Below are 19,973 nucleotides of genomic sequence, written 5' to 3' on the forward strand. Positions count from 1 at the left end.
GTCACCACGCCACGCCGTCACCAACGTCCGTGGTCAGTACACTTAGGTCAGCGGCCAGACCTGCCGGACCCGCCGGTCGAGCGCTTGCCCGACGATCCGTTGTCATCGTTGGCGCGGCTGCTGGCGGCCGCGGGCCGGGCCTTCTTGCCGCTGTTGATCGCGGCGGCGGTGTTGGGGATCTTGAATCCGTTGATGTTGATGCCCGGCTGCTGCTTGCTGACAACCGCGCCGGTTTGTCCGACCGAGACCGCGATAGCGAGCGGACCTGGGTTGGCGTAGACCGTGTTTCCGCTTCCGCCGAGGTTGGTCGCGTTGTCCAGGAATCCTTCTCCAGACTTGACCGAGGTGTCGCTACCGCCGAGGTTGAACGCCGAACTGAGGATGCCGCCGCCCGTCCACACGTCGTTGTTGTTGCCGCCCACATTGACGGCAAGGCCTAAGTAACCGATGGACAGGACTTCCTTGGTTCCGAAGGTTGTACTCGTGCCGAACAGGTTGACCGCCAGGCTGCCGACACCGCCAGCCGCCACGGGATAGAAGCCAGGGTTGGTGGGTGAGATGTTCAGGGCGATGTTGAAGCCGAGGTTGCCCAGGTTGGGGTCGCCTTGAGTTCCGGCGCTCGTCCCCTGGCCCAGAGCAAGGCCGATGCCGAACAGGCCTTTGGTGACGACGATGGTGTTGTCGCCGGCAGCGATTGCGAACTCGAAGGCGTCGTTGGTGACACTTGCCGCTCCGGTTCCGGCCGAGAAGGCAGCGCCGAACAGACCGTTGGCCTGGGCCTGCGCGCCGTTTCCGATGGCGATGGCGATGCTCAGCGGTGTGCTGGTGCAGTCGGCGCTGTTGCCGAGACCGAAGAACGACGCGCACGTCGCGTTGGCGGCCGGAGCCGTTGCGAAACCGGCGGTGGCGATCGCCGCTGCCGTCAGCATCGTTCCGGTGATCCTGGCCGTACCCGAGGTGCGCATGCGCATTGCTGTCTCCCGCCTGTGAGTTCCCTGACCGTCAGGCGATATCTAACGGTTGAGGACCCCGGGGCGGACGAAAATTGACTAAAAAGTCAATTACCCTGATTTAGGGCCGGAAGCCGGGACCGCGCCGGCGCAGGTACCGCTCGAACTCGGCAGCCAGCGCATCACCGTCCACTTTCGACAGCGCCTCGTTGACGTCCACGTCGGCGTCGCCGCGCTGCTCCAGCGCCGTCACGTACTCGGCGATCTCTTCGTCGTCGGCGGTCATCTCCGTGACCGCCTGCTCCCACTCCTCGGCCTGGGCCGGGAGGTCGCCAAGGGGCACCTCGATGTCGAGCACGTCTTCGACCCGGCGCAGCAGGGCGACGGTGGCCTTGGGGTTGGGCGGTTGCGAGACGTAGTGCGGCACCGCCGCCCAGAACGTCACCGCCGGAATCCCGGCCGCTACACACGCGTCCTGGAACACCCCGGCGATCCCCGTCGGTCCCTCGTAGCGGGTCTCTTCGAGTCCGAAGAACTTCGCCGACTCGGGGGAGTAGGCAGCGCCGGACACCGGAACCGGCCGGGTGTGCGGCGTGTCGGCCAGCAGCGCCCCGAGGATCACCACGGTGTCGACGTTCAGCTTGTCGGCGATGGCCAGCAGCTCGGCACAGAACGTGCGCCAGCGCATGTTGGGCTCCACACCGTGCATCAGCACGATGTCGCGATCAGACCCCGGCGGACGGCAGTGTGCGATGCGCATCGACGGCCACACCAGTTCGCGGGTGACGCCGTCGACCTGCCGGATCACCGGCCGATTCACCTGGTAGTCGTAGTAGGCCTCGTCGTCGATCTCGACGATCGTCTCGGCCTCCCAGATCGCATCGAGATGTTCCAGCGCGTCACTGGCGGCGTCACCGGCGTCGTTCCAGCCCTCGAACGCCGCAACGATGATCGTGTTGTGGAGTTCGGGCAGGTCCGGGCCCTTGGCGCCGCTGTAGCTCGACGGTGTCACCAGTTCAGCCTAAGGCTTGCGCGGCTGCAATGAGCCCTCTCCGACCGATACCCTGGAGTGGTGGCTGCGCCTGACGAAATTGGTTTGGGTGCAATCCGGTTAACCCAAGGGGTTGGGCGTCCCGACGTCGATTTCCTGACGTCGTAGACTTTTCTCCGTCGAGAGGCGTTGCAACGGATCTGGTATCCGCCACGCTCGACAGAGTTAAGGACGCCTTCCGCTATGGAAGGAACGTATGAGCGCTGACGTGAACACCCCAGCGTCGAAGTTCGAGCCGAACCTTCGTCCCGACTGCACCGATGAGCTGGCCGCCACCCTGCGCCAGCGGATCATGGTGATCGACGGTGCGATGGGTACCGCGATTCAGCGGGACCGGCCGGACGAGGCGGGGTATCGCGGCGAGCGGTTCAAGGACTGGCCCAGCGATCTCGTCGGCAACAACGACCTGCTCACCCTGACTCAGCCGCACATCATCGAGGCGATCCACCGTGAGTACCTCGAGGCCGGCGCCGACATCCTCGAGACCAACACGTTCAATGCCAATGCGGTCTCGCTGTCGGATTACGGCATGGAGGCGCTGAGCTACGAACTCAACTACGCCGGCGCAGCCCTGGCCCGCTCAGTGTGCGACGAGTTCAGAACCCCGGACAAGCCGCGCTATGTCGCCGGAGCGCTGGGGCCGACCACGCGGACGGCGTCGATCTCACCGGATGTCAATGACCCCGGTGCGCGCAACGTCTCCTACGACCAACTGGTCGCCGCCTATCTCGACGCCGCGCGCGGCCTCATCGATGGCGGTGCGGACCTGCTCATCGTCGAGACGATCTTCGACACGCTGAACGCCAAGGCCGCGATCTTCGCCATCGAGACGCTGTTCGAGGAGCGCGGCCGCCGCTGGCCGGTCATCATCTCGGGCACCATCACCGACGCCTCCGGGCGCACGTTGTCCGGTCAGGTGACCGAAGCGTTCTGGAACTCGATCCGGCACGCCAAGCCGATCGCGGTCGGCCTCAACTGCGCCCTGGGCGCCCCGGAAATGAGGCCCTATCTTGCCGAGATGTCGCGGATCGCCGACATCTTCGTCTCGGCCTATCCAAATGCGGGCCTGCCCAACGCTTTCGGCGAGTATGACGAGTCGCCCAAGCGTCAGGCCGGCTACGTTGCCGACTTCGTCGAGGCCGGTCTGGTCAACCTGGTCGGCGGCTGCTGCGGCACCACCCCGGCGCACATCGCCGAGATCGCCGCGGTCGTCGAGGGTAAGCCGCCTCGCATCGTGCCTGAGGTCGAGGTGGCCACCCGGCTGGCCGGGCTGGAGCCGCTCAACATCACCGACGACTCGCTGTTCGTCAACATCGGTGAGCGCACCAACATCACCGGCTCGGCCCGGTTCCGCAACCTGATCAAGGCCGAGGACTACGACACCGCGCTGTCGGTCGCCCTGCAGCAGGTCGAGGTCGGTGCGCAGGTCATCGACATCAACATGGACGAGGGCATGATCGACGGCGTCGCCGCGATGGACCGGTTCACCAAGCTGATCGCCGCCGAGCCGGACATCAGCCGGGTGCCGGTGATGATCGACTCCTCCAAGTGGGAGGTCATCGAGGCCGGCCTGAAGAACGTGCAGGGCAAGCCGATCGTCAACTCGATCTCCCTGAAGGAGGGCGAGGAGAAGTTTGTCCGCGAGGCCCGGCTGTGCCGCAAGTTCGGCGCCGCCGTCGTCGTGATGGCCTTTGACGAACAGGGCCAAGCCGACAACCTCGAGCGCCGCAAGGAAATCTGCGGGCGCGCCTACCGGATCCTGACCGAGGAGGTCGGCTTCCCGGCCGAGGACATCATCTTCGACCCGAACTGCTTCGCGCTGGCCACCGGTATCGAGGAGCACGCCACCTACGGCATCGACTTCATCGACGCCTGCGCGTGGATCAAGGCGAACCTGCCGGGAGTGCACATCTCCGGCGGCATCTCCAACGTGTCGTTCTCGTTCCGCGGCAACAACCCGGTCCGCGAGGCGATCCACTCGGTGTTCCTGTTCCACGCCATCAAGGCCGGACTGGACATGGGCATCGTCAACGCCGGCGCGCTGGTGCCCTACGACTCGATCGACCCGGAACTGCGGGACCGTATCGAGGACGTCGTGCTCAATCGCCGGGAGGACGCCGGCGAGCGTCTGCTGGAGATCGCCGAGCGGTTCAACACCAAAGACAAGGGTGAAGACCCCACCGCAGCGGAATGGCGCAGCCTGCCGGTCCGCGAGCGCATCACCCACGCCCTGGTGAAAGGTATCGACGCCCACGTCGACGACGACACCGAGGAACTGCGCGCCGAGATCGCGGCGGCTGGCGGTCGCCCGATCGAGGTGATCGAAGGCCCGCTGATGGACGGGATGAACGTCGTCGGCGACCTGTTCGGCTCGGGCAAGATGTTCCTGCCGCAGGTGGTGAAATCGGCTCGGGTGATGAAGAAGGCCGTCGCTTATCTGCTGCCCTACATCGAGGCCGAGAAGCAACCGGGCGATGCCGATCGGTCCAATGGCACGATCATCATGGCCACCGTCAAGGGCGACGTCCACGACATCGGCAAGAACATCGTCGGGGTCGTCCTGCAGTGCAACAACTACACCGTGATCGACCTCGGTGTGATGGTGCCTGCCCAGAAGATCCTGGATGCAGCCAAGGAGCACAACGCCGACATCATCGGGCTGTCCGGTCTGATCACCCCGTCGCTGGACGAGATGGTCAACTTCGCCGTCGAGATGGAGCGCCAGGGTTTCGACATCCCGCTGCTGATCGGCGGCGCGACCACGTCCCGCGCGCACACGGCGGTCAAAGTGGCCCCGCGGCGCAGCGGCCCGGTGGTCTGGGTCAAGGACGCCTCCCGCTCGGTACCGGTGGCCGCCGCCCTGCTCGACGACCGGCAGCGCCCCGCTCTGCTGGAAGCCACCGAGAAGGACTACGCGTCCCTGCGCGAACGGCACGCTCAGAAGAACGAACGGCCGATGCTGACGCTGGAGAAGGCCCGTGCCAACCGCACCCCGATCGACTGGGACGGTTACACCCCGCCGGTGCCCGCCCAGGGTCTCGGCGTGCGGGAGTTTCACGACTACGACCTGGCTGAACTTCGTGAATTCATTGACTGGCAGCCATTTTTCAACGCCTGGGAGATGAAGGGCCGGTTCCCCGACATCCTCAACAACCCGGCCTCCGGCGATGCGGCGCGCAAGTTGTACGACGACGCCCAGGAAATGCTGGACACCCTGATCAAAGAGAAGTGGCTGACCGCCAACGGGGTGATCGGCTTCTTTCCCGCGAACGCGGTCGGTGACGATATCGAGGTCTACACCGACGACACCCGCACCGAAGTGCTGACCACGCTGCACAACCTGCGTCAGCAGGGCGAGCATCGCGAGGGCATTCCGAACCGATCCCTCGGCGACTACGTCGCCCCCAAGGACACCGGTCTGCGGGACTATGTGGGCGCTTTCGCTGTCACGGCCGGGCTCGGCAGCGCCGACAAGATCGCCGAGTTCAAAGCGGTGCACGACGACTACAGCGCAATTCTGCTGGAGTCGCTGGCCGATCGGCTGGCCGAGGCATTCGCCGAACGCATGCATCAGCGGGTCCGGCAGGAGTTCTGGGGTTACCAGCCCGACGAGCAGCTGGACAACGAGGCGCTCATCGGGGAGCGGTACGTCGGAATCCGGCCCGCGCCCGGCTACCCGGCCTGCCCCGAGCACACCGAGAAGCTGACGCTCTGGAAGTTGATGGACGTCGAGGCGCGGACCGGTATCGAGCTGACCGAGTCAATGGCGATGTGGCCGGGTGCTGCGGTGAGCGGCTGGTACTTCTCGCATCCGCAGTCGCAGTACTTCGTGGTCGGCCGGCTGGCTCAGGACCAGGTCGCCGACTATGCCCGCCGCAAGGGCTGGACGCTGGCCGAAGGCGAGCGTTGGCTGGCTCCGAACCTGGGGTACAACCCGGAGGACTGAAACCCGTTGCTGGGCAACGGGTTAAAGTGGACAGCTGTCTTGACATCTGTCAAGTGCGGTAATCGTGCAGTGTCGCAAGGGAATGCGTATGTGTTGACCGCTGCACTCACCGGCCGCTTCGAACGAAAGTTTGCTGCAAGTTAGCTCCATCACTTGAACCGTGGTACAGTCGACGGCGTTCTGGATCAGCGTGCGTATCCGCTGAATGACCCCAGGGCATGACAATGACTGTCAGCGGTTCACGTGCACGTCGACGTAGACCTTGGTGCCGATGGCCCAGGGTGTCCGTGCTCCCGGCTCTGTAATACCCCCGCACTAGTGGCTTCTAGCTGCGGATTTTAGCCTGCGCACAGGTCGTCGACGACACCCGTATGCCGTGCTGCGCCGGGTGATCCGCTGCGCATCCCATCGTGCGACAAGCGCGACGCAGTAGGAAGGCGAATGTAGTGAGCGAGACGGAGTCGACAACCCTGTTCGACCGCGGTCGGGTAACCCGTCGTGACGAGATGATGTTTGCTGCCAGGCTTGTGCTGGTAGCGGTACTGCTGACTTTCGGTGTGACAGTTCAGATCTGGGGTGGCCCGATCGGGATCGCACTGGGCATTCTGGTCCTGGCCGCCACGTATACCCATATGGTGGAACTGCAGCATCAATGCCTGCATCATTCGGCCTTCCGAACCCCGGGGTGGCACCGCGCCGTCGGTGTGCCGCTGGGCCTGCCCTCGCTGGTGTCCTACACCCATTACCGGGTGCGGCACCTGCAGCACCATCGGTATCTGGGCACGCCGAACGACTCCGAGTTCTTCGGATTCGACACCCGCCGCCCGATCACCTGGGGCCGGCTGCTCGCCGGCGCTTTCGACTATCTGCGGATCCTGCACGTGCTGCGCGCGATCGGTGCGGCCAGCGTCGGGCGATGGGACTACACCGAAGGACAGATCTCGGCCCGCCGCCGCACGGAGGTCAACGCCGAGTACCGGCTGATGGGTGTGCTGCTGGCCGCGCTGGTGGTGGTCGCGGCATTCGGTGGCTGGCGAGAAGTGCTGCAGTTCTGGCTGATTCCGATGCTCGTCGCGGTCCCGATTCACTTCCTGGTCGAACTGCCCGAGCACGCCTTGTGCGACCGCGACTCGACGGATGTCCTGCGCAACACCCGCTCGATCACCGGGTCGCCGCTGACCACCTGGTTCACCAACGGCAACAACCTGCACGTTGAGCACCACGCGGCGATGACGGTGCCGATGAACCGGCTGCGCGAACGCCACGGTGAGGTGCAGCGCACCGCCGAGAATGTCGAGCCGACGTACCTCGGGTTCTACTGGCGGGTGGCCAAAGCTGCCAGTGGGCGCTCGGAGTCCTGACGTGGTGCAGGCCACATGGATTTCCGCCCCGGGGCGCGGTGATGCGAGAATGGCACCCATGCGTGCGGTGCTGTTCGACATGGACGGCACCCTTGTCGATTCCGAAAAGCTCTGGGACATCTCGCTGCAGGAGCTCTACAGGCGGCTCGGTGGTGAGCTCACCCCGGAGGTGCGCGACGCCACGGTCGGTGGCTCGGCAGAGGGTGTCATGCGGATCGTCTACGACGACCTCGGCCTGGACCATGACCCCTCCCACATGGCGGAGAGCGCGGACTGGCTGCATGACTACACCGCCGAGCTGTTCGACGGTGGTCTGCCGTGGTGCGACGGCGCCCGGGAGCTACTCGACACCCTCGCCGACGCGGATGTCCCGATGGCGCTGGTGACCAACACCCGTCGCGCTCTGACCGAGCGGGCATTGAACAGCATTGGCCGCCATTACTTCTCGGTCAGTGTCTGTGGTGACGAGGTGGCGCGAGCCAAGCCGGCACCCGATCCTTATCAGCGGGCCGCGGCGTTGCTGGGGCTGGAACCCGCACACTGCCTGGCCGTCGAGGATTCCATCACCGGGGCCGCCGCCGCGGAGGACGCCGGGTGCCCGGTCTTGGTGGTGCCCAACGACGTCGAGGTCCCGGCCACGCCCCGGCGTCGGCACGTTTCGTCGCTGTCGCAGGTGGGCATTCCGGAGCTGCGCGAGATCTACACCGAGTTGCGGCTTGGCCTCGGGGAACGCTCCGCCTGACGGCACGCCCAATAACGTCGTGCCGCCTGGCTGACTGTGCAAAGGTAGTCCTCACCGAGTCTCGCAGTGCTGCGGAAAGGACGCCTCATGGCCGGCCAGGGCCCCATCGACCAAACACCATCGGTCATCTCTGATGAAGATTTCTCGTCGGGCGGGACGGCTGTCCGGATCGCCTCGGTGGCCGCCCTGGGCGGCTTCCTGTTCGGCTACGACAGCGCCGTGATCAACGGTGCCGTGGCCTCGATCCAGAGCCACTTCGGCATCGACAACTACGCGCTCGGGTTCGCCGTCGCCTCGGCCCTGCTCGGCGCTGCCGCGGGCGCGATGACGGCGGGTCGTATCGCCGACCGCATCGGCCGCATCTCGGTGATGAAGATCGCCGCGGCGCTTTTCTTCATCAGCGCATTCGGAACCGGCCTGGCCAACAGCGTGTGGCTGATCGTGGTGTTCCGCATCGTCGGCGGTATCGGCGTCGGTGTGGCCTCGGTGATCGCGCCGGCCTACATCGCCGAGACCTCGCCGCCGCGGATCCGCGGGCGCCTCGGCTCCCTGCAGCAGCTCGCGATCGTGACGGGCATCTTCTTGTCGCTGGCCGTCGATTACCTGCTGGCCCATATCGCCGGCGGCGCGAGCAAAGAACTGTGGCTCGGCATGGAGGCCTGGCGGTGGATGTTCATCGTGATGGCCGTCCCGGCGGTGGTCTACGGCCTGCTGGCCTTCACGATCCCGGAGTCCCCGCGTTACCTCGTTGCCAGCCACAAGATTCCGGAAGCCCGCAAGGTGCTGACGATGCTGCTGGGCGAGAAGAACCTGGAGATCACCATCAGCCGGATCCAGCAGACGCTGGAGCGCGAGGACAAGCCGTCGTGGCGGGATCTGCGTAAGCCGACCGGCGGGCTCTACGGCATCGTCTGGGTCGGCGTCGGGCTCTCGGTGTTCCAGCAGTTCGTCGGCATCAACGTCATCTTCTACTACTCCAACGTGCTGTGGGAGGCGGTCGGCTTCGACGAGAGTTCGTCCTTCGTCATCACCGTCATCACCTCCGTCGTCAACATCCTCACGACGCTCATCGCGATCGGATTGATCGATAAGATCGGCCGTAAACCGTTGCTGCTCATCGGATCAAGCGGGATGGCGATCTCACTGGCCACGATGGCCATCATCTTCGGCACCGCCCCACAGGTCGACGGCACGCCCCAGTTGGGCGATGTCGCCGGCCCGGTTGCGCTGATTGCCGCGAACCTGTTCGTGGTGGCCTTCGGCATGTCCTGGGGTCCGGTGGTCTGGGTGCTGCTGGGTGAGATGTTCCCCAACCGCATCCGGGCCGCGGCGCTGGGTCTTGCGGCGGCGGCGCAGTGGGCGGCCAACTGGGCGATCACCGTCTCGTTCCCCGAACTGCGCAACTACCTCGGTGTGGCCTACGGCTTCTACGCGCTCTGCGCGATCCTGTCGGGATTGTTCGTGTGGAAGTGGGTCCGCGAGACCAAGGGCGTCTCGCTGGAGGACATGCACGCCGAGCTGCTGCACGAGGACAAGACCGCGACGGCGTAGTCGGCGGCTAGCCGACGTCGGTGTACTGCCAGCTCGTTCCGGTGGAGGAGAACGTGAATCCCTTGCCGGTCTCCTCGCTCAGACAGGCGATGCCGGTGGCCTCCTGCACATTGCAGTGGAAGCCGGCCGCGGCCAGGATCCGGCCGAACGGCAGCGTCTTGGCCGTGCCGGTCGGCGGCTTGAACTGATCGGCGGTCACCGCCGCGAACTGCGGATCACCCTCGGTGCGGACCAGGATCGCGTTCGGGCTGACGCTCTGGCCGCTGTCGTCGGTCACGGTCTGGGGCGCGCCCTGGACACCGAGGCTGCCGCCGGAGGACTGGCACCCCGCCCAGCTGCGCGGCACGATCACGCACCGCCAGTTACCGCTCGGGCTGACGAAGTAGTAGCCGGCCCGGTCATCGGTCTTCACGTAGTAGTCGAAGGCGTTGACCAGCTTGTCGTTGCTCGGCCGGGTGGTGGTGGTCGGCGGCGGAGCCTCAGGCGGGGGCTGGTTGGTGTCGTTGCTGATCGAAATCGGGCTCGAGCAGCCCGCGACCGCCACCGCGGCAGCCATCATGATCGTCACCCGGATTGCACCCACGGCACCGCAGCCTAGTCGGCGCCGGAGAAACCGCCGTGACGCCGGTTCGGCCGCCATGAAACAATCGCTGCCCGTGAAGACCTTCGAGGAGCTGTTCGCCGAACTGGGGGAGCGTGCCCGCACGCGTCCTGCGGGCAGCGCCACCGTCGCCGCGCTCGACGCCGGCGTGCACACCCTGGGCAAGAAGATCCTCGAGGAGGCCGGCGAAGTCTGGCTGGCCGCCGAGCACGAGCCCGACGAGGCGCTCGCCGAGGAGATCAGCCAGTTGCTCTACTGGACCCAGGTCCTGATGGTCGCCCGTGGGCTGACCCTCGACGACGTCTACCGGAAGCTCTGATGGCCGCCATGTTGCGTGTTGCCGTCCCCAACAAGGGGGCACTGTCCGAACCCGCCGCCGAGATCCTCTCGGAGGCCGGCTACCGCCGGCGCAGCGATCCCAAGGACCTCACCGTCATCGACCCGGCCAACGGCGTCGAATTCTTCTTCCTGCGCCCCAAGGACATCGCCATCTACGTCGGGTCCGGCCAGCTCGACTTCGGGATCACCGGGCGGGATCTGGCTGCCGAGTCTGAAGCGCCGGTCAACGAGCGTTTGGCGCTGGGCTTCGGATCGTCCAGTTTCCGCTACGCCGCCCCCGCCGGCCGGGACTGGCAGATTGCCGACCTGGCCGGTAAGCGGATCGCCACCGCCTACCCGAATCTGGTGCGAAAAGACCTGCGGGACAGGGGAATCGACGCCACCGTGATCCGCCTCGACGGGGCGGTGGAGATTTCGATCCAGCTCGGTGTGGCTGACGCGATCGCCGATGTGGTCGGCTCCGGGCGCACCCTGAGCCTGCACAACCTGGTGGCCTTCGGCGAACCGCTGTGCGATTCCGAGGCGGTGCTCATCGAGCGCGCCACCAACGGCGACGACGCCGACCGGGCAGCCCGTGACCAGCTCGCCGCCCGCGTCCAGGGTGTGGTGTTCGGCCAGCAGTACCTGATGCTGGACTACGACTGTCCGCGCACGGTCCTGGACCGGGCCACCGCGATCACCCCGGGTCTCGAGTCGCCCACCATCGCACCGCTGGCCGACGCGGACTGGGTGGCCGTGCGGGCCCTGGTCCCGCGCCGCGACGTCAACGCCATCATGGATGAACTCGCCGCCATCGGCGCCAAGGCGATCCTGGCCTCCGACATCAGGTTCTGCCGGTTCTGAGCGTGCTAGCGTCCGCATGTGACGCACGCACTCGTACTGCTGCTGGCCCTGCTGATCGGGGTCGTCGCCGGCCTCCGCGCGTTCACCGCCCCGGCGGTGATGGCCTGGGCCGCCTTCCTGGACTGGATCAACCTGTCGGGCACGTGGGCGTCCTGGGTCGGCCACTGGGCCACCGTGACGGTTCTGACGATCATCGCGCTGGCCGAGCTGATCTCCGACCAGATGCCGCAGACCCCCAGCCGCAAGACCGCGGTGCAGTTCATCACCAGGATCGTCGCCGGTGCCTTCGCGGGCGCCGTGCTGGGTACCGCGTGGGGCTACCAGTGGAGCAGCCTGGGCGCCGGCATGATCGGCGCCGTGCTCGGCACCATCGGCGGCTACGAGATCCGCACCCGGCTGGTCCGGGCGAACGGTGGCCGGGATCTGCCGATCGGCGTGCTCGAGGACGTGGTGGCGGTGGTGGCGGGGTTGGCGATCGCCTCGCTGGTCAACGTGCTCTGAGTCAGCGCCGCTGCACCAGCAGCGTCTGGGCCGAGGTCCCGAGGAAACCGTCCCGGTCGAACAGATCCGCGGTGGTGGCCCCGATCCCGTCGGGCCCGATCGAACCCCGCGCGCGCAGTGCGAAGTCGTGTCCCGTGGGCAGCCGATGCAGGTGGACGGCGGTGTCAGTGTTCATGAACACGAACGCTTTCGGATCCAGCGCCGCGCCAACACCATTCGCCGAATCGACCACCATGGCCAGCCGCTGCAGGCCGGTTGTCGGCTCATCGTCGACCAGGCCCACCAGCGGGGTCAGCCAGTAGACCGCACCGGAGGGCTCGTCGTACTGGGGCCGCCACTGCACCGTATCGAGGTAGCCGCCGGCGTCCTGCCACTGCAGGGCCAGCGGCGCTGTCTCGCCCTCGATCAGCGGCTCGTAGCGATCGGTGACGGCGTCGGCGGTGTCGGAGGTGGCCAGCGCCCAGGCCGACACCCGGGCCACCGCACGGTCGGCGGACATCTCGGCCGACCACAGCGAGATCCTGCTGCCGGGCCGGTCCACCCGGACCCGCACTCGCACCTCCGTCACCGGAATCGCCCCGAGGATGTCCAGGGTCATCCGGCCGATACGCATCCCCGGCGGCAACTGCTCCTCGATGGACTTGGTCAACAAGGCCAGCGGCGGTGAGCCGTGCTGAATCTCGGGAGTCCAGTTGCTGCGGGTGTGATCGGTGGACGCGAACACCGCGACGTCACCGTCGGCGCCGAGCCGGCGGTAGTAGCACTCGGTCATGCCTGCGGCCAGCCGGGGTAGGGCGGAGGTGTGCCGTCGTAGGCCGGGCACAGCGCACGATGGCTGCACCACCCGCACAGCCGGGACGGGTTGGCCCGGAAATCGCCTGTCGCACCGGCAGATTGAATGGCACGCCAGATCGCCATCAACGTCTTCTCGAAGCGCAGCAGCTCGTCGAGGTCGGGGGTGTAGTCCAGCAGTTGGCCGTCGGCGAGGTAGATCAGCCGAAGTCGGGTGGCCAGCACCTCACGGGAGCGCAGCAGTGCCACCGCGTAGAACTTCATCTGGAACAGCGCCTTGAACTCCGCCAGCGCCCGCGCTTCCGGCGGGGCCTTGCCGGTCTTGTAGTCCACGATCCGAACCTCGCCAGTGCCCGCCACATCGATACGGTCGACGAAACCGCGCAGCAGGGTGCCATCGGACAGCTCCACCTCGATGCGCTGCTCGCAGCTCTGCGGATCGAAGCGGGTCGGATCCTCCAGCCGGTAGTAGCCGGTGAGCAGGGCGCGGGCCTCGGCCAGCAGCTTGCCGGTGTCCTCGGCGCTCAGACCGTCGACCAGGTCGGGATGGGTGGCCAGCACCTGCTGCCAGGCCGGTTCCACCAGCGCGGTGGCCATCTCGGGCGCGCGCTCGGCGGCGGGCATGCCGTAGAGCTGCTCGAGTGCGCCGTGCACCACGGTGCCGCGCAGCTGGGCCACCGACGGTGGTTCGGGCAGCCGGTCGATCGCCCGGAACCGGTACAGCAGCGGGCACTGCTTGAAGTCGGCCGCCCGGGACGGCGACAACGCCGGCCGCGGCCGATCCACCGAGGCCTGGCCGGCCTCCGCTGTGAGCAGCGCCTGATCAGGCATAGCCCGAGCCTAGGCCCCGACACCGACAACCGGAGGCCACGCCGTGCGGCGAGTCCGCTATGGCAGGCTGAACGGCTGTGACCGACGCCCTGCGCAGGACCGGACCCTTCGTCACCGGAGACCGGGTACAGCTGACCGACGCCAAGGGCCGCCACTACACGATGATCCTGTCGCCGGGCAGCGAGTTCCACACCCACCGCGGCGCGATCGAGCACGACACCGTCATCGGGCTGCCCGAGGGCAGCGTGGTCAAGTCGACCAGTGGGGACGCCTTCCTGGTGCTGCGGCCGCTGCTCATCGACTACGTGCTGTCGATGCCGCGCGGCGCCCAGGTCATCTACCCCAAGGACGCCGCCCAGATCGTCCACGAGGGCGATATCTTCCCCGGTGCCCGGGTGCTGGAGGCCGGCGCCGGTTCCGGGGCGCTGACGTGCTCGCTGCTGCGCGCGGTCGGCCCCGGCGGGGAGGTGATCTCCTACGAGATCCGCGACGACCACGCCGAGCATGCGCGACGCAATGTGGACACCTTCTTCGGCCAGACCCCGGACAACTGGCGGCTGCTGATCGGCGACCTCGCCGAGTCGGATCTGCCGGAGGCGTCCGTCGACCGGGTGGTGCTCGACATGCTGGCACCCTGGGACGTGCTGGAGACCGTCGCGCGGCTGCTGATCCCCGGCGGCGTGCTCATGGTCTACGTGGCCACCGTGACCCAGCTGTCCAAGACCGTGGAGACGCTGCGCGAACAGCAGTGCTGGACCGAGCCGCGGGCCTGGGAGTCGCTGCAGCGCGGCTGGAACGTCGTCGGCCTGGCGGTCCGTCCGCAGCACAACATGCGCGGGCACACCGCATTCCTGATCTCCGCGCGCCGGCTGGCTCCGGATACCGTGACGCCGACGCCATTGCGGCGCAAGCGACTTCCGGTCTGATCGTTCAGTCGTCGCTGTGGTGCAGGCCGCGGCGGGCGGACAGCAGCTCGATCTCCGGGCGTGCGGCCACCAGCCGTTCGGCGGCATCGAGGACCTCCACCACATGGGCCCGGTCGGCGGCCACCACCGACACCCCGATGCCGGCTCGCCGGTGCAGGTCCAGGGAGTCGGTTTCGGCAGCGGCGACCTCGAAGCGGCGACGCAGTTCGGCCACGATCGGCCGCACCACCGAGCGCTTCTCCTTCAGCGAGCGGACGTCACCGAGCAGGACGTCGAACTGCAGCCAGCCGATCCACATCTAGGGGGTCGGCGTCGGTGACGGCGTCGCGGGAGCGCTCGACGGCGGGGGAGGCGCGTCGGGAGGCCGGGGACTGGCGCCGGTGGCCTCGGTGCGGGCGTTGCCGAACGCCAGCAGCATCTCGGCGGTCTGCCGGGACAGCTGCCAGGCGCCCTGGTGGGAGCGGAATTCCATCGGGAACGTGAAGCCACCGGGGTTGGCCGGGTTCGACGTGGTGATGTTGATCGTGGCCAGGGCATCGTCGGGCTGGCGATCCGACCACCGGATATCGGCGGCGGTGAAGGTCAGCGGGGTGAAGCCGCCGTCGCGAAGGGCGGCGGCGAACTTGTCGATGGTGGTCGCGTCGTCCGGTGTGGTGCCCTCGACCAGGCCGAGCTTGTCACTGCCCTTCACCGCGGGGTCGGACAGCCGGTACAGCACGTCGGTCAGCGCGTCCGGTGCGGGGAGGGCAGCCGACGTCGCCGGCGCCGCGACCGCCGGGACCGACGGGTCGACCGGACTGCTCGCCGGTTTCGACTCGTCCTGGTTGGAACACCCCGATAGTGCGAGCGCCGCCACAATTGTGGCGGCGCCCAGCACGACGAACGGGTTGCGACTCATCCAGCGGCGACTCAGCTGGCCGCGCTCATGAGCGCCAGCGCCGACGACTTCGTCAGCTGCCAGCCGGTGGGGCTGGGACCTGCGATGAACTGGATGCTCTGGCTGGCGGTGGCGCCGTTGGACGCGGTCGCCGTGACGTTGGCGGTCGCCGTCGGCCCCTCCTGGTCGATATCGGCCACGGTGAAGCTCAGCGGGAAATACCCCTTGGCCGAGGCGTTGTTGAAGGCGCGGTCGGCGGTGATGCCCTCGATCCGGCCCAGACCACCCTGGATGAAGGCGGCCTTCGAGCCCGAGAACGACCCACCGCTCTGCAGGCCGTCCAGCGTGGCCACCAGCGCACTCTGCAGTTCGGGAGCCGGCTGCTGAGGCAGCGGAACGCCGAAGACGACGGGCGCCACGGCAGGCGATGCGGCGGGCGTGCTGAAGGCGACCGAGGTCACTCCAGCGGCGGCACCGGCGACGATTGCGGCGGCTGCTACGCCCGTGGCTAGCAGTTTCAGGGTCACGGCTGTCCTTTCGATCGGCCCGACTCATCCATGAGGTTAACAGTGTTGCCAGTGTGTCGAAATTCCCCGAGCGCACATGATCGGCTGTGGGCCGGTAGCGTTGAGGTATCCGCCGCACCAACTCTCGGTGTGGGAAAGGAGCGCAACATGACTGAGTCACAGCACGAAGAGCCACAGCTGTCCAGCGATGACGCTGCCGAACTGGAGCAGCTGCGCCGGGAAGCGTCGATCTTGCGCGAGCAGCTGGAGAACGCCGCCGGGCAGGGCACCTCGCGTACCGCCCGCGACGTCCACCAGCTCGAGGCCCGGATCGATTCGCTGGCCGCCCGCAACGCCAAGCTGATGGACACTCTCAAAGAGGCCCGTCAGCAGCTGCTGGCTCTGCGTGAAGAGGTCGACCGGCTCGGTCAGCCGCCCAGCGGATACGGCGTCCTGCTCGGCGCCCACGAAGACGACACCGTCGACGTGTTCACCTCCGGCCGCAAGATGCGGCTGACGTGCTCGCCCAACATCGACGTCAAGTCGCTCAAGCAGGGACAGACCGTGCGCCTGAACGAGGCGCTGACGGTGGTCGAGGCCGGCAACTTCGAAGCGGTCGGCGAGATCAGCACCCTGCGCGAGATCCTGGCCGACGGGCATCGCGCCCTGGTGGTCGGGCACGCCGACGAGGAGCGCATCGTCTGGCTGGCCGAACCGCTGGTCGCGGTCGAGGATCTGCCCGCCGACCTGGCCGATGAGCTCGACGACGATCTGCGCCCGCGCAAACTGCGCCCCGGCGACTCGCTGCTGGTCGACACCAAGGCCGGGTACGCCTTCGAGCGCATCCCCAAGGCCGAGGTCGAGGACCTGGTCCTCGAAGAGGTGCCCGATGTCGCCTACAACGACATCGGCGGCCTGACCCGCCAGATCGAGCAGATCCGCGACGCCGTCGAGCTGCCGTTCCTGCACAAGGAGCTCTACCGGGAGTACTCGCTGCGTCCGCCCAAGGGTGTGCTGCTCTACGGTCCGCCCGGCTGCGGCAAGACGCTCATCGCCAAGGCGGTGGCCAACTCGCTGGCCAAGAAGATGGCCGAGGTCCGTGGTGACGACGCCCGCGAGGCGAAGTCCTACTTCCTCAACATCAAGGGCCCCGAGCTGCTGAACAAGTTCGTCGGCGAGACCGAACGGCACATCCGGTTGATCTTCCAGCGGGCCAGGGAGAAGGCCTCCGAGGGCACCCCGGTGATCGTGTTCTTCGACGAGATGGACTCGATCTTCCGCACCCGCGGCACCGGCGTCAGCTCCGATGTGGAGACCACGGTCGTGCCGCAGCTGCTCTCCGAGATCGACGGCGTCGAGGGCCTGGAGAACGTCATCGTGATCGGCGCCTCCAACCGTGAGGACATGATCGACCCGGCCATCCTGCGGCCCGGCCGCCTGGACGTGAAGATCAAGATCGAACGGCCGGATGCCGAAGCCGCCCTTGACATCTTCAGCAAGTACCTCACCGAGGAACTGCCGGTGCACGCCGACGATCTGGCCGAGTTCGACGGCGATCGCGGCCAGTGCATCAGGGCGATGATCGAAAAGGTTGTCGACCGGATGTACGCCGAGATCGACGACAACCGGTTCCTGGAGGTCACCTACGCCAACGGTGACAAGGAAGTCATGTACTTCAAGGACTTCAACTCCGGGGCGATGATCCAGAACGTCGTCGACCGCGCGAAGAAGTACGCGATCAAGTCGGTGCTGGAGACCGGCCAGCGCGGCCTGCGCATCCAGCACCTGCTCGACTCGATCGTCGACGAGTTCGCCGAGAACGAGGACCTGCCCAACACCACCAATCCGGATGACTGGGCGCGGATCTCGGGCAAGAAGGGCGAGCGGATCGTCTACATCCGCACGTTGGTCACCGGCAAGAGCTCGAGTGCCTCGCGGGCGATCGACACCGAGTCCAACCTGGGTCAGTACCTGTAAGCGACGCGCTCAGCAGAGGTGGATGACGGCGGCCTCGTAGATGAAGGTCGCCTCGTCCACCCCGACGCTGTCGGCGGTGTTGTTGTAGATCGCCTCGACTGTGGTGTCCTGCGGAACACCGTGCTTGACGTCGGTGCAGATCTCGTAGCCCATGCTCAGCGCCGCGGACGTCGGGCCGTCAAATCCGTTGTTGGCCAAGTCCTGTAGGTAACTCGACTCGTCCGCGGAGGCGGGGGCGGCAGTGGCCAGGCCGGCGGCCAGGGCGGCGGCGGCCAGCGGCAGCAGTAACTTCTTCATTGATCTCTCCTTTCACCCGTGCCGCGGAGTTTGCCCGCACAGGGCATTCACCGCTGACGCACAGCATTTGCGCAGTGTAGGAGCGTCGGCGGTGTTGCGCAGCGCAATCGCTGGGAGCGCTGTCCTAGAACTCCAGCGAATAGGTGTTGGTCAGATCGTCCTGGGTGACATGCGCGTCGCGGGTGGTGGTGTCCACGCTCAACCGTTCGGTGAGCACCCGGGTTTCGTAGCGCCAGCCGTCCGGAAGGTTCAGGCGGCGACCCAGACCGGGCAGATCTTCCAGCCCCAGATCGCCGTCGACGATCTGACTCCAGGTCTGCATCACCCAGCGCTGGCCCTCGGTGTCGACGAGCTCGAACACCGGCCGGCCGGCGTCGAAGTGGAACACCGTGTGGCGCGAGACGTGGTTGACGCTGTAGGGCTGCGGGTTCTGCGACGCCAGTTGCACGGTGGCCTGTTTGATCATGTCGATGCCGCCGAAGGACTTGATCTCCGGCTCGCCCTGCGTGACTTTGTCGATGCTGCTCATCAGCCAGTAGCGCGGACCGTTCAGCAGTGCGGCCACGGCATCGTTCTCCCGTGCCAGCGCCTGGGCGTCCAGTTTGTCCCACAATTCGGCGGGGCAGTCGTTGAGGGGAAAGCTGTTGTACACGCTGGCTTCCGGGCCGGATTCACCGATGTTGACCAGAAGCACTTCACCGTAACGTTTTCCGAACAGATCGCCGGTCTGCTCAACCATTGCGCCCCTCCATTTCCAAGTATGCGTCCCGCCCCGCCAGGCTCACCGCCACATCGGCAATCAACGGATCAAAGAACCGTTGCCGGTACAGCGGGTCCACGCTTGTGCTTACCGTGAAGTAAAGACCTGACAGAACAGCTACGAATAGCGAAGTATGCACCACCGTCTGGGGCACCGGCACGTGGATGCCGAACCACGTTCCCGCACAGGGCGGTTGGCCCACCGAACACTGCTCCTCAGCCGACCACAGCACGGTCACGTCGTCGGGAATCGCAATCGTTCCCAGCGCCAGGAAGAACACGAACAAGCCCGTGGTGAAGAACACCACCTGAATCGCCTGGGATACCACCATGACCGCGACGACGTTGACCTGCTCGGCCAGTGACAGCGGGGTGCGGGCCGGTTCGGTGTCGGTGGCCAGTGGGGTGCCGGCCAGCAGCGCGGTGGTGTCATGCGCGCCGGATCGGTCCTCGCGCAGGGCGGCCACCTCGTCGCGGATGGTGACGACCATGAAGGCGATCGCCACCAGGGCCAGGAAACCGATCGTCTGCCACAGCCGTTGGCGGGTCATCCGGGCCGCCAGCTGCCACAGCTCACCGGTGAAGTAGACGACCACGGTCAACATCAGCAGCGGCAGCGCCCGGCTCATCAGCGTCCCGAGCGCGCCGAACTGCACCCAGGCATAGCGGAACGCCCGTAGCAGAATCGAGCCGATCCCGATGTAGGTCAGCCAGACCGCCAGCAGGGCAACGATTCCGAATCCGGCCACCTCGGCTAGCGTGAGCCCGGACCAGCCGCTCAGCGCGAACGGGAAGCCGATCACGAACAGCGCCATGACGACCAGCGCCGCGCTGCGCCTGCCGGCCTCGCTGCGGGTGGTACCCGCCTGGTGCAGCAGGTACAGCGCGAAGGGGGCGGCCGTCAGCAGCACGGCCAGCAGGATCAGTTTGATCACATTGCCGGTATCGGCCTTGCCGTCGCTGATGTCGGCGACCGCGGCCGTGGCCGCGATCAGCGCCCCGATACCGCTGACCACCGGCGCGGACCGTTCGATCAGGGCCCGGGAGCGCACCCGGCGGGTCAGCACCAGGGGCAGGCCGCGGGCCAGGAACCACTCGTGGACGCGACGGATGTCCGACATGC

At 66.9% G+C, this 19,973-nt stretch carries 20 protein-coding genes; 9 read left to right on the plus strand and 11 right to left on the minus strand.

The window, feature by feature from the left end:
* Positions 1 to 47: 47 nt before the first annotated feature.
* On the minus strand, positions 48 to 971 hold the full coding sequence (locus tag BN3385_RS18015) for a hypothetical protein (protein ID WP_059018676.1): 924 nt from the start codon (positions 969 to 971) through the stop codon (positions 48 to 50).
* 100 nt (positions 972 to 1,071) lie between these two features.
* Positions 1,072 to 1,962 (minus strand): PAC2 family protein, encoded by an 891-nt coding sequence (locus BN3385_RS18020; RefSeq protein WP_059018678.1) that lies wholly within the window; start codon positions 1,960 to 1,962, stop codon positions 1,072 to 1,074.
* A gap of 235 nt (positions 1,963 to 2,197) precedes the next feature.
* On the opposite strand from BN3385_RS18020, the gene metH reads away from it, so the two are divergent.
* From metH to BN3385_RS18040, 4 genes are all read left to right on the plus strand, one after another.
* Positions 2,198 to 5,947, plus strand: coding sequence for a methionine synthase (gene metH, locus BN3385_RS18025; RefSeq protein WP_156432798.1), 3,750 nt, complete (start codon positions 2,198 to 2,200; stop codon positions 5,945 to 5,947).
* A 446-nt stretch (positions 5,948 to 6,393) separates the two neighbouring features.
* On the plus strand, positions 6,394 to 7,308 hold the full coding sequence (locus BN3385_RS18030) for a fatty acid desaturase family protein (protein ID WP_197415235.1): 915 nt from the start codon (positions 6,394 to 6,396) through the stop codon (positions 7,306 to 7,308).
* A 58-nt stretch (positions 7,309 to 7,366) separates the two neighbouring features.
* Positions 7,367 to 8,050 (plus strand): HAD family hydrolase, encoded by a 684-nt coding sequence (locus BN3385_RS18035; protein WP_059018683.1) that lies wholly within the window; start codon positions 7,367 to 7,369, stop codon positions 8,048 to 8,050.
* Between the two features lie 87 nt (positions 8,051 to 8,137).
* The gene (locus BN3385_RS18040; protein ID WP_059018685.1) at positions 8,138 to 9,601 is read left to right on the plus strand and encodes a sugar porter family MFS transporter; all 1,464 of its coding nucleotides are present in this window, start codon (positions 8,138 to 8,140) and stop codon (positions 9,599 to 9,601) included.
* 7 nt (positions 9,602 to 9,608) lie between these two features.
* Here the strand turns inward: BN3385_RS18040 and BN3385_RS18045 are convergent, their stop codons facing one another.
* Positions 9,609 to 10,184 (minus strand): hypothetical protein, encoded by a 576-nt coding sequence (locus BN3385_RS18045; protein ID WP_231748758.1) that lies wholly within the window; start codon positions 10,182 to 10,184, stop codon positions 9,609 to 9,611.
* 55 nt (positions 10,185 to 10,239) lie between these two features.
* Between BN3385_RS18045 and BN3385_RS18050 the strand changes: the two genes are divergently transcribed.
* The 3 genes from BN3385_RS18050 to BN3385_RS18060 are packed head-to-tail and all read left to right on the plus strand — an operon-like array spanning position 10,240 to position 11,885.
* Positions 10,240 to 10,521, plus strand: coding sequence for a phosphoribosyl-ATP diphosphatase (locus BN3385_RS18050; RefSeq protein ID WP_059018686.1), 282 nt, complete (start codon positions 10,240 to 10,242; stop codon positions 10,519 to 10,521).
* An 8-nt stretch (positions 10,522 to 10,529) separates the two neighbouring features.
* Positions 10,530 to 11,384: an ATP phosphoribosyltransferase gene (gene hisG / locus BN3385_RS18055; RefSeq protein WP_059022110.1), complete on the plus strand. Its 855-nt coding sequence runs from the start codon at positions 10,530 to 10,532 to the stop codon at positions 11,382 to 11,384.
* An 18-nt stretch (positions 11,385 to 11,402) separates the two neighbouring features.
* Positions 11,403 to 11,885: a DUF4126 family protein gene (locus tag BN3385_RS18060; protein ID WP_059018688.1), complete on the plus strand. Its 483-nt coding sequence runs from the start codon at positions 11,403 to 11,405 to the stop codon at positions 11,883 to 11,885.
* Position 11,886: 1 nt separating this feature from the next.
* On the opposite strand, the gene BN3385_RS18065 is transcribed toward BN3385_RS18060, so the two are convergent.
* The gene (locus BN3385_RS18065; RefSeq protein WP_059018689.1) at positions 11,887 to 12,657 is read right to left on the minus strand and encodes a thioesterase family protein; all 771 of its coding nucleotides are present in this window, start codon (positions 12,655 to 12,657) and stop codon (positions 11,887 to 11,889) included.
* Positions 12,654 to 13,508 carry a RecB family exonuclease gene (locus tag BN3385_RS18070; protein WP_059018692.1) on the minus strand — a complete coding sequence of 285 codons (855 nt, stop codon included), beginning with the start codon at positions 13,506 to 13,508 and terminating at the stop codon, positions 12,654 to 12,656. The genes BN3385_RS18065 and BN3385_RS18070 overlap by 4 nt, the downstream gene beginning before the upstream one ends.
* Positions 13,509 to 13,597: 89 nt before the next feature.
* Between BN3385_RS18070 and BN3385_RS18075 the strand changes: the two genes are divergently transcribed.
* Positions 13,598 to 14,434 carry a tRNA (adenine-N1)-methyltransferase gene (locus BN3385_RS18075; RefSeq protein WP_059022112.1) on the plus strand — a complete coding sequence of 279 codons (837 nt, stop codon included), beginning with the start codon at positions 13,598 to 13,600 and terminating at the stop codon, positions 14,432 to 14,434.
* Between the two features lie 4 nt (positions 14,435 to 14,438).
* On the opposite strand, the gene BN3385_RS18080 is transcribed toward BN3385_RS18075, so the two are convergent.
* The 3 genes from BN3385_RS18080 to BN3385_RS18090 are packed head-to-tail and all read right to left on the minus strand — an operon-like array spanning position 14,439 to position 15,838.
* Positions 14,439 to 14,732, minus strand: coding sequence for a DUF503 domain-containing protein (locus tag BN3385_RS18080; RefSeq protein ID WP_059018694.1), 294 nt, complete (start codon positions 14,730 to 14,732; stop codon positions 14,439 to 14,441).
* Positions 14,733 to 15,332 (minus strand): lipoprotein LppK, encoded by a 600-nt coding sequence (gene lppK, locus BN3385_RS18085; protein ID WP_059018695.1) that lies wholly within the window; start codon positions 15,330 to 15,332, stop codon positions 14,733 to 14,735.
* Positions 15,333 to 15,343: 11 nt separating this feature from the next.
* A complete protein-coding gene (locus BN3385_RS18090; RefSeq protein WP_059018697.1) occupies positions 15,344 to 15,838 on the minus strand; it encodes an MTB12 family secreted protein in 495 nt (164 codons plus the stop codon).
* A 147-nt stretch (positions 15,839 to 15,985) separates the two neighbouring features.
* Here BN3385_RS18090 and arc point away from each other — a divergent pair, with 147 nt between their 5' ends.
* Positions 15,986 to 17,794 carry a proteasome ATPase gene (gene arc / locus BN3385_RS18095; protein ID WP_059022114.1) on the plus strand — a complete coding sequence of 603 codons (1,809 nt, stop codon included), beginning with the start codon at positions 15,986 to 15,988 and terminating at the stop codon, positions 17,792 to 17,794.
* 9 nt (positions 17,795 to 17,803) lie between these two features.
* Here the strand turns inward: arc and BN3385_RS18100 are convergent, their stop codons facing one another.
* From BN3385_RS18100 to BN3385_RS18110, 3 genes are all read right to left on the minus strand, one after another.
* Positions 17,804 to 18,091, minus strand: a complete 288-nt coding sequence (locus tag BN3385_RS18100; protein WP_059018699.1) for a DUF732 domain-containing protein — start codon at positions 18,089 to 18,091, stop codon at positions 17,804 to 17,806.
* 124 nt (positions 18,092 to 18,215) lie between these two features.
* Entirely contained in the window at positions 18,216 to 18,830 is a 615-nt protein-coding gene (locus BN3385_RS18105; RefSeq protein WP_059018701.1) for a hypothetical protein, read from the minus strand.
* Entirely contained in the window at positions 18,823 to 19,971 is a 1,149-nt protein-coding gene (locus BN3385_RS18110; RefSeq protein WP_059018703.1) for a hypothetical protein, read from the minus strand. Before BN3385_RS18110 ends, BN3385_RS18105 begins: the two co-directional genes overlap by 8 nt.
* Between the last annotated feature and the right edge of the window lie 2 nt (positions 19,972 to 19,973).

It is taken from the genome of Mycobacterium sp. M26 (genome assembly GCF_001494595.1).
Lineage (GTDB): Bacteria > Actinomycetota > Actinomycetes > Mycobacteriales > Mycobacteriaceae > Mycobacterium.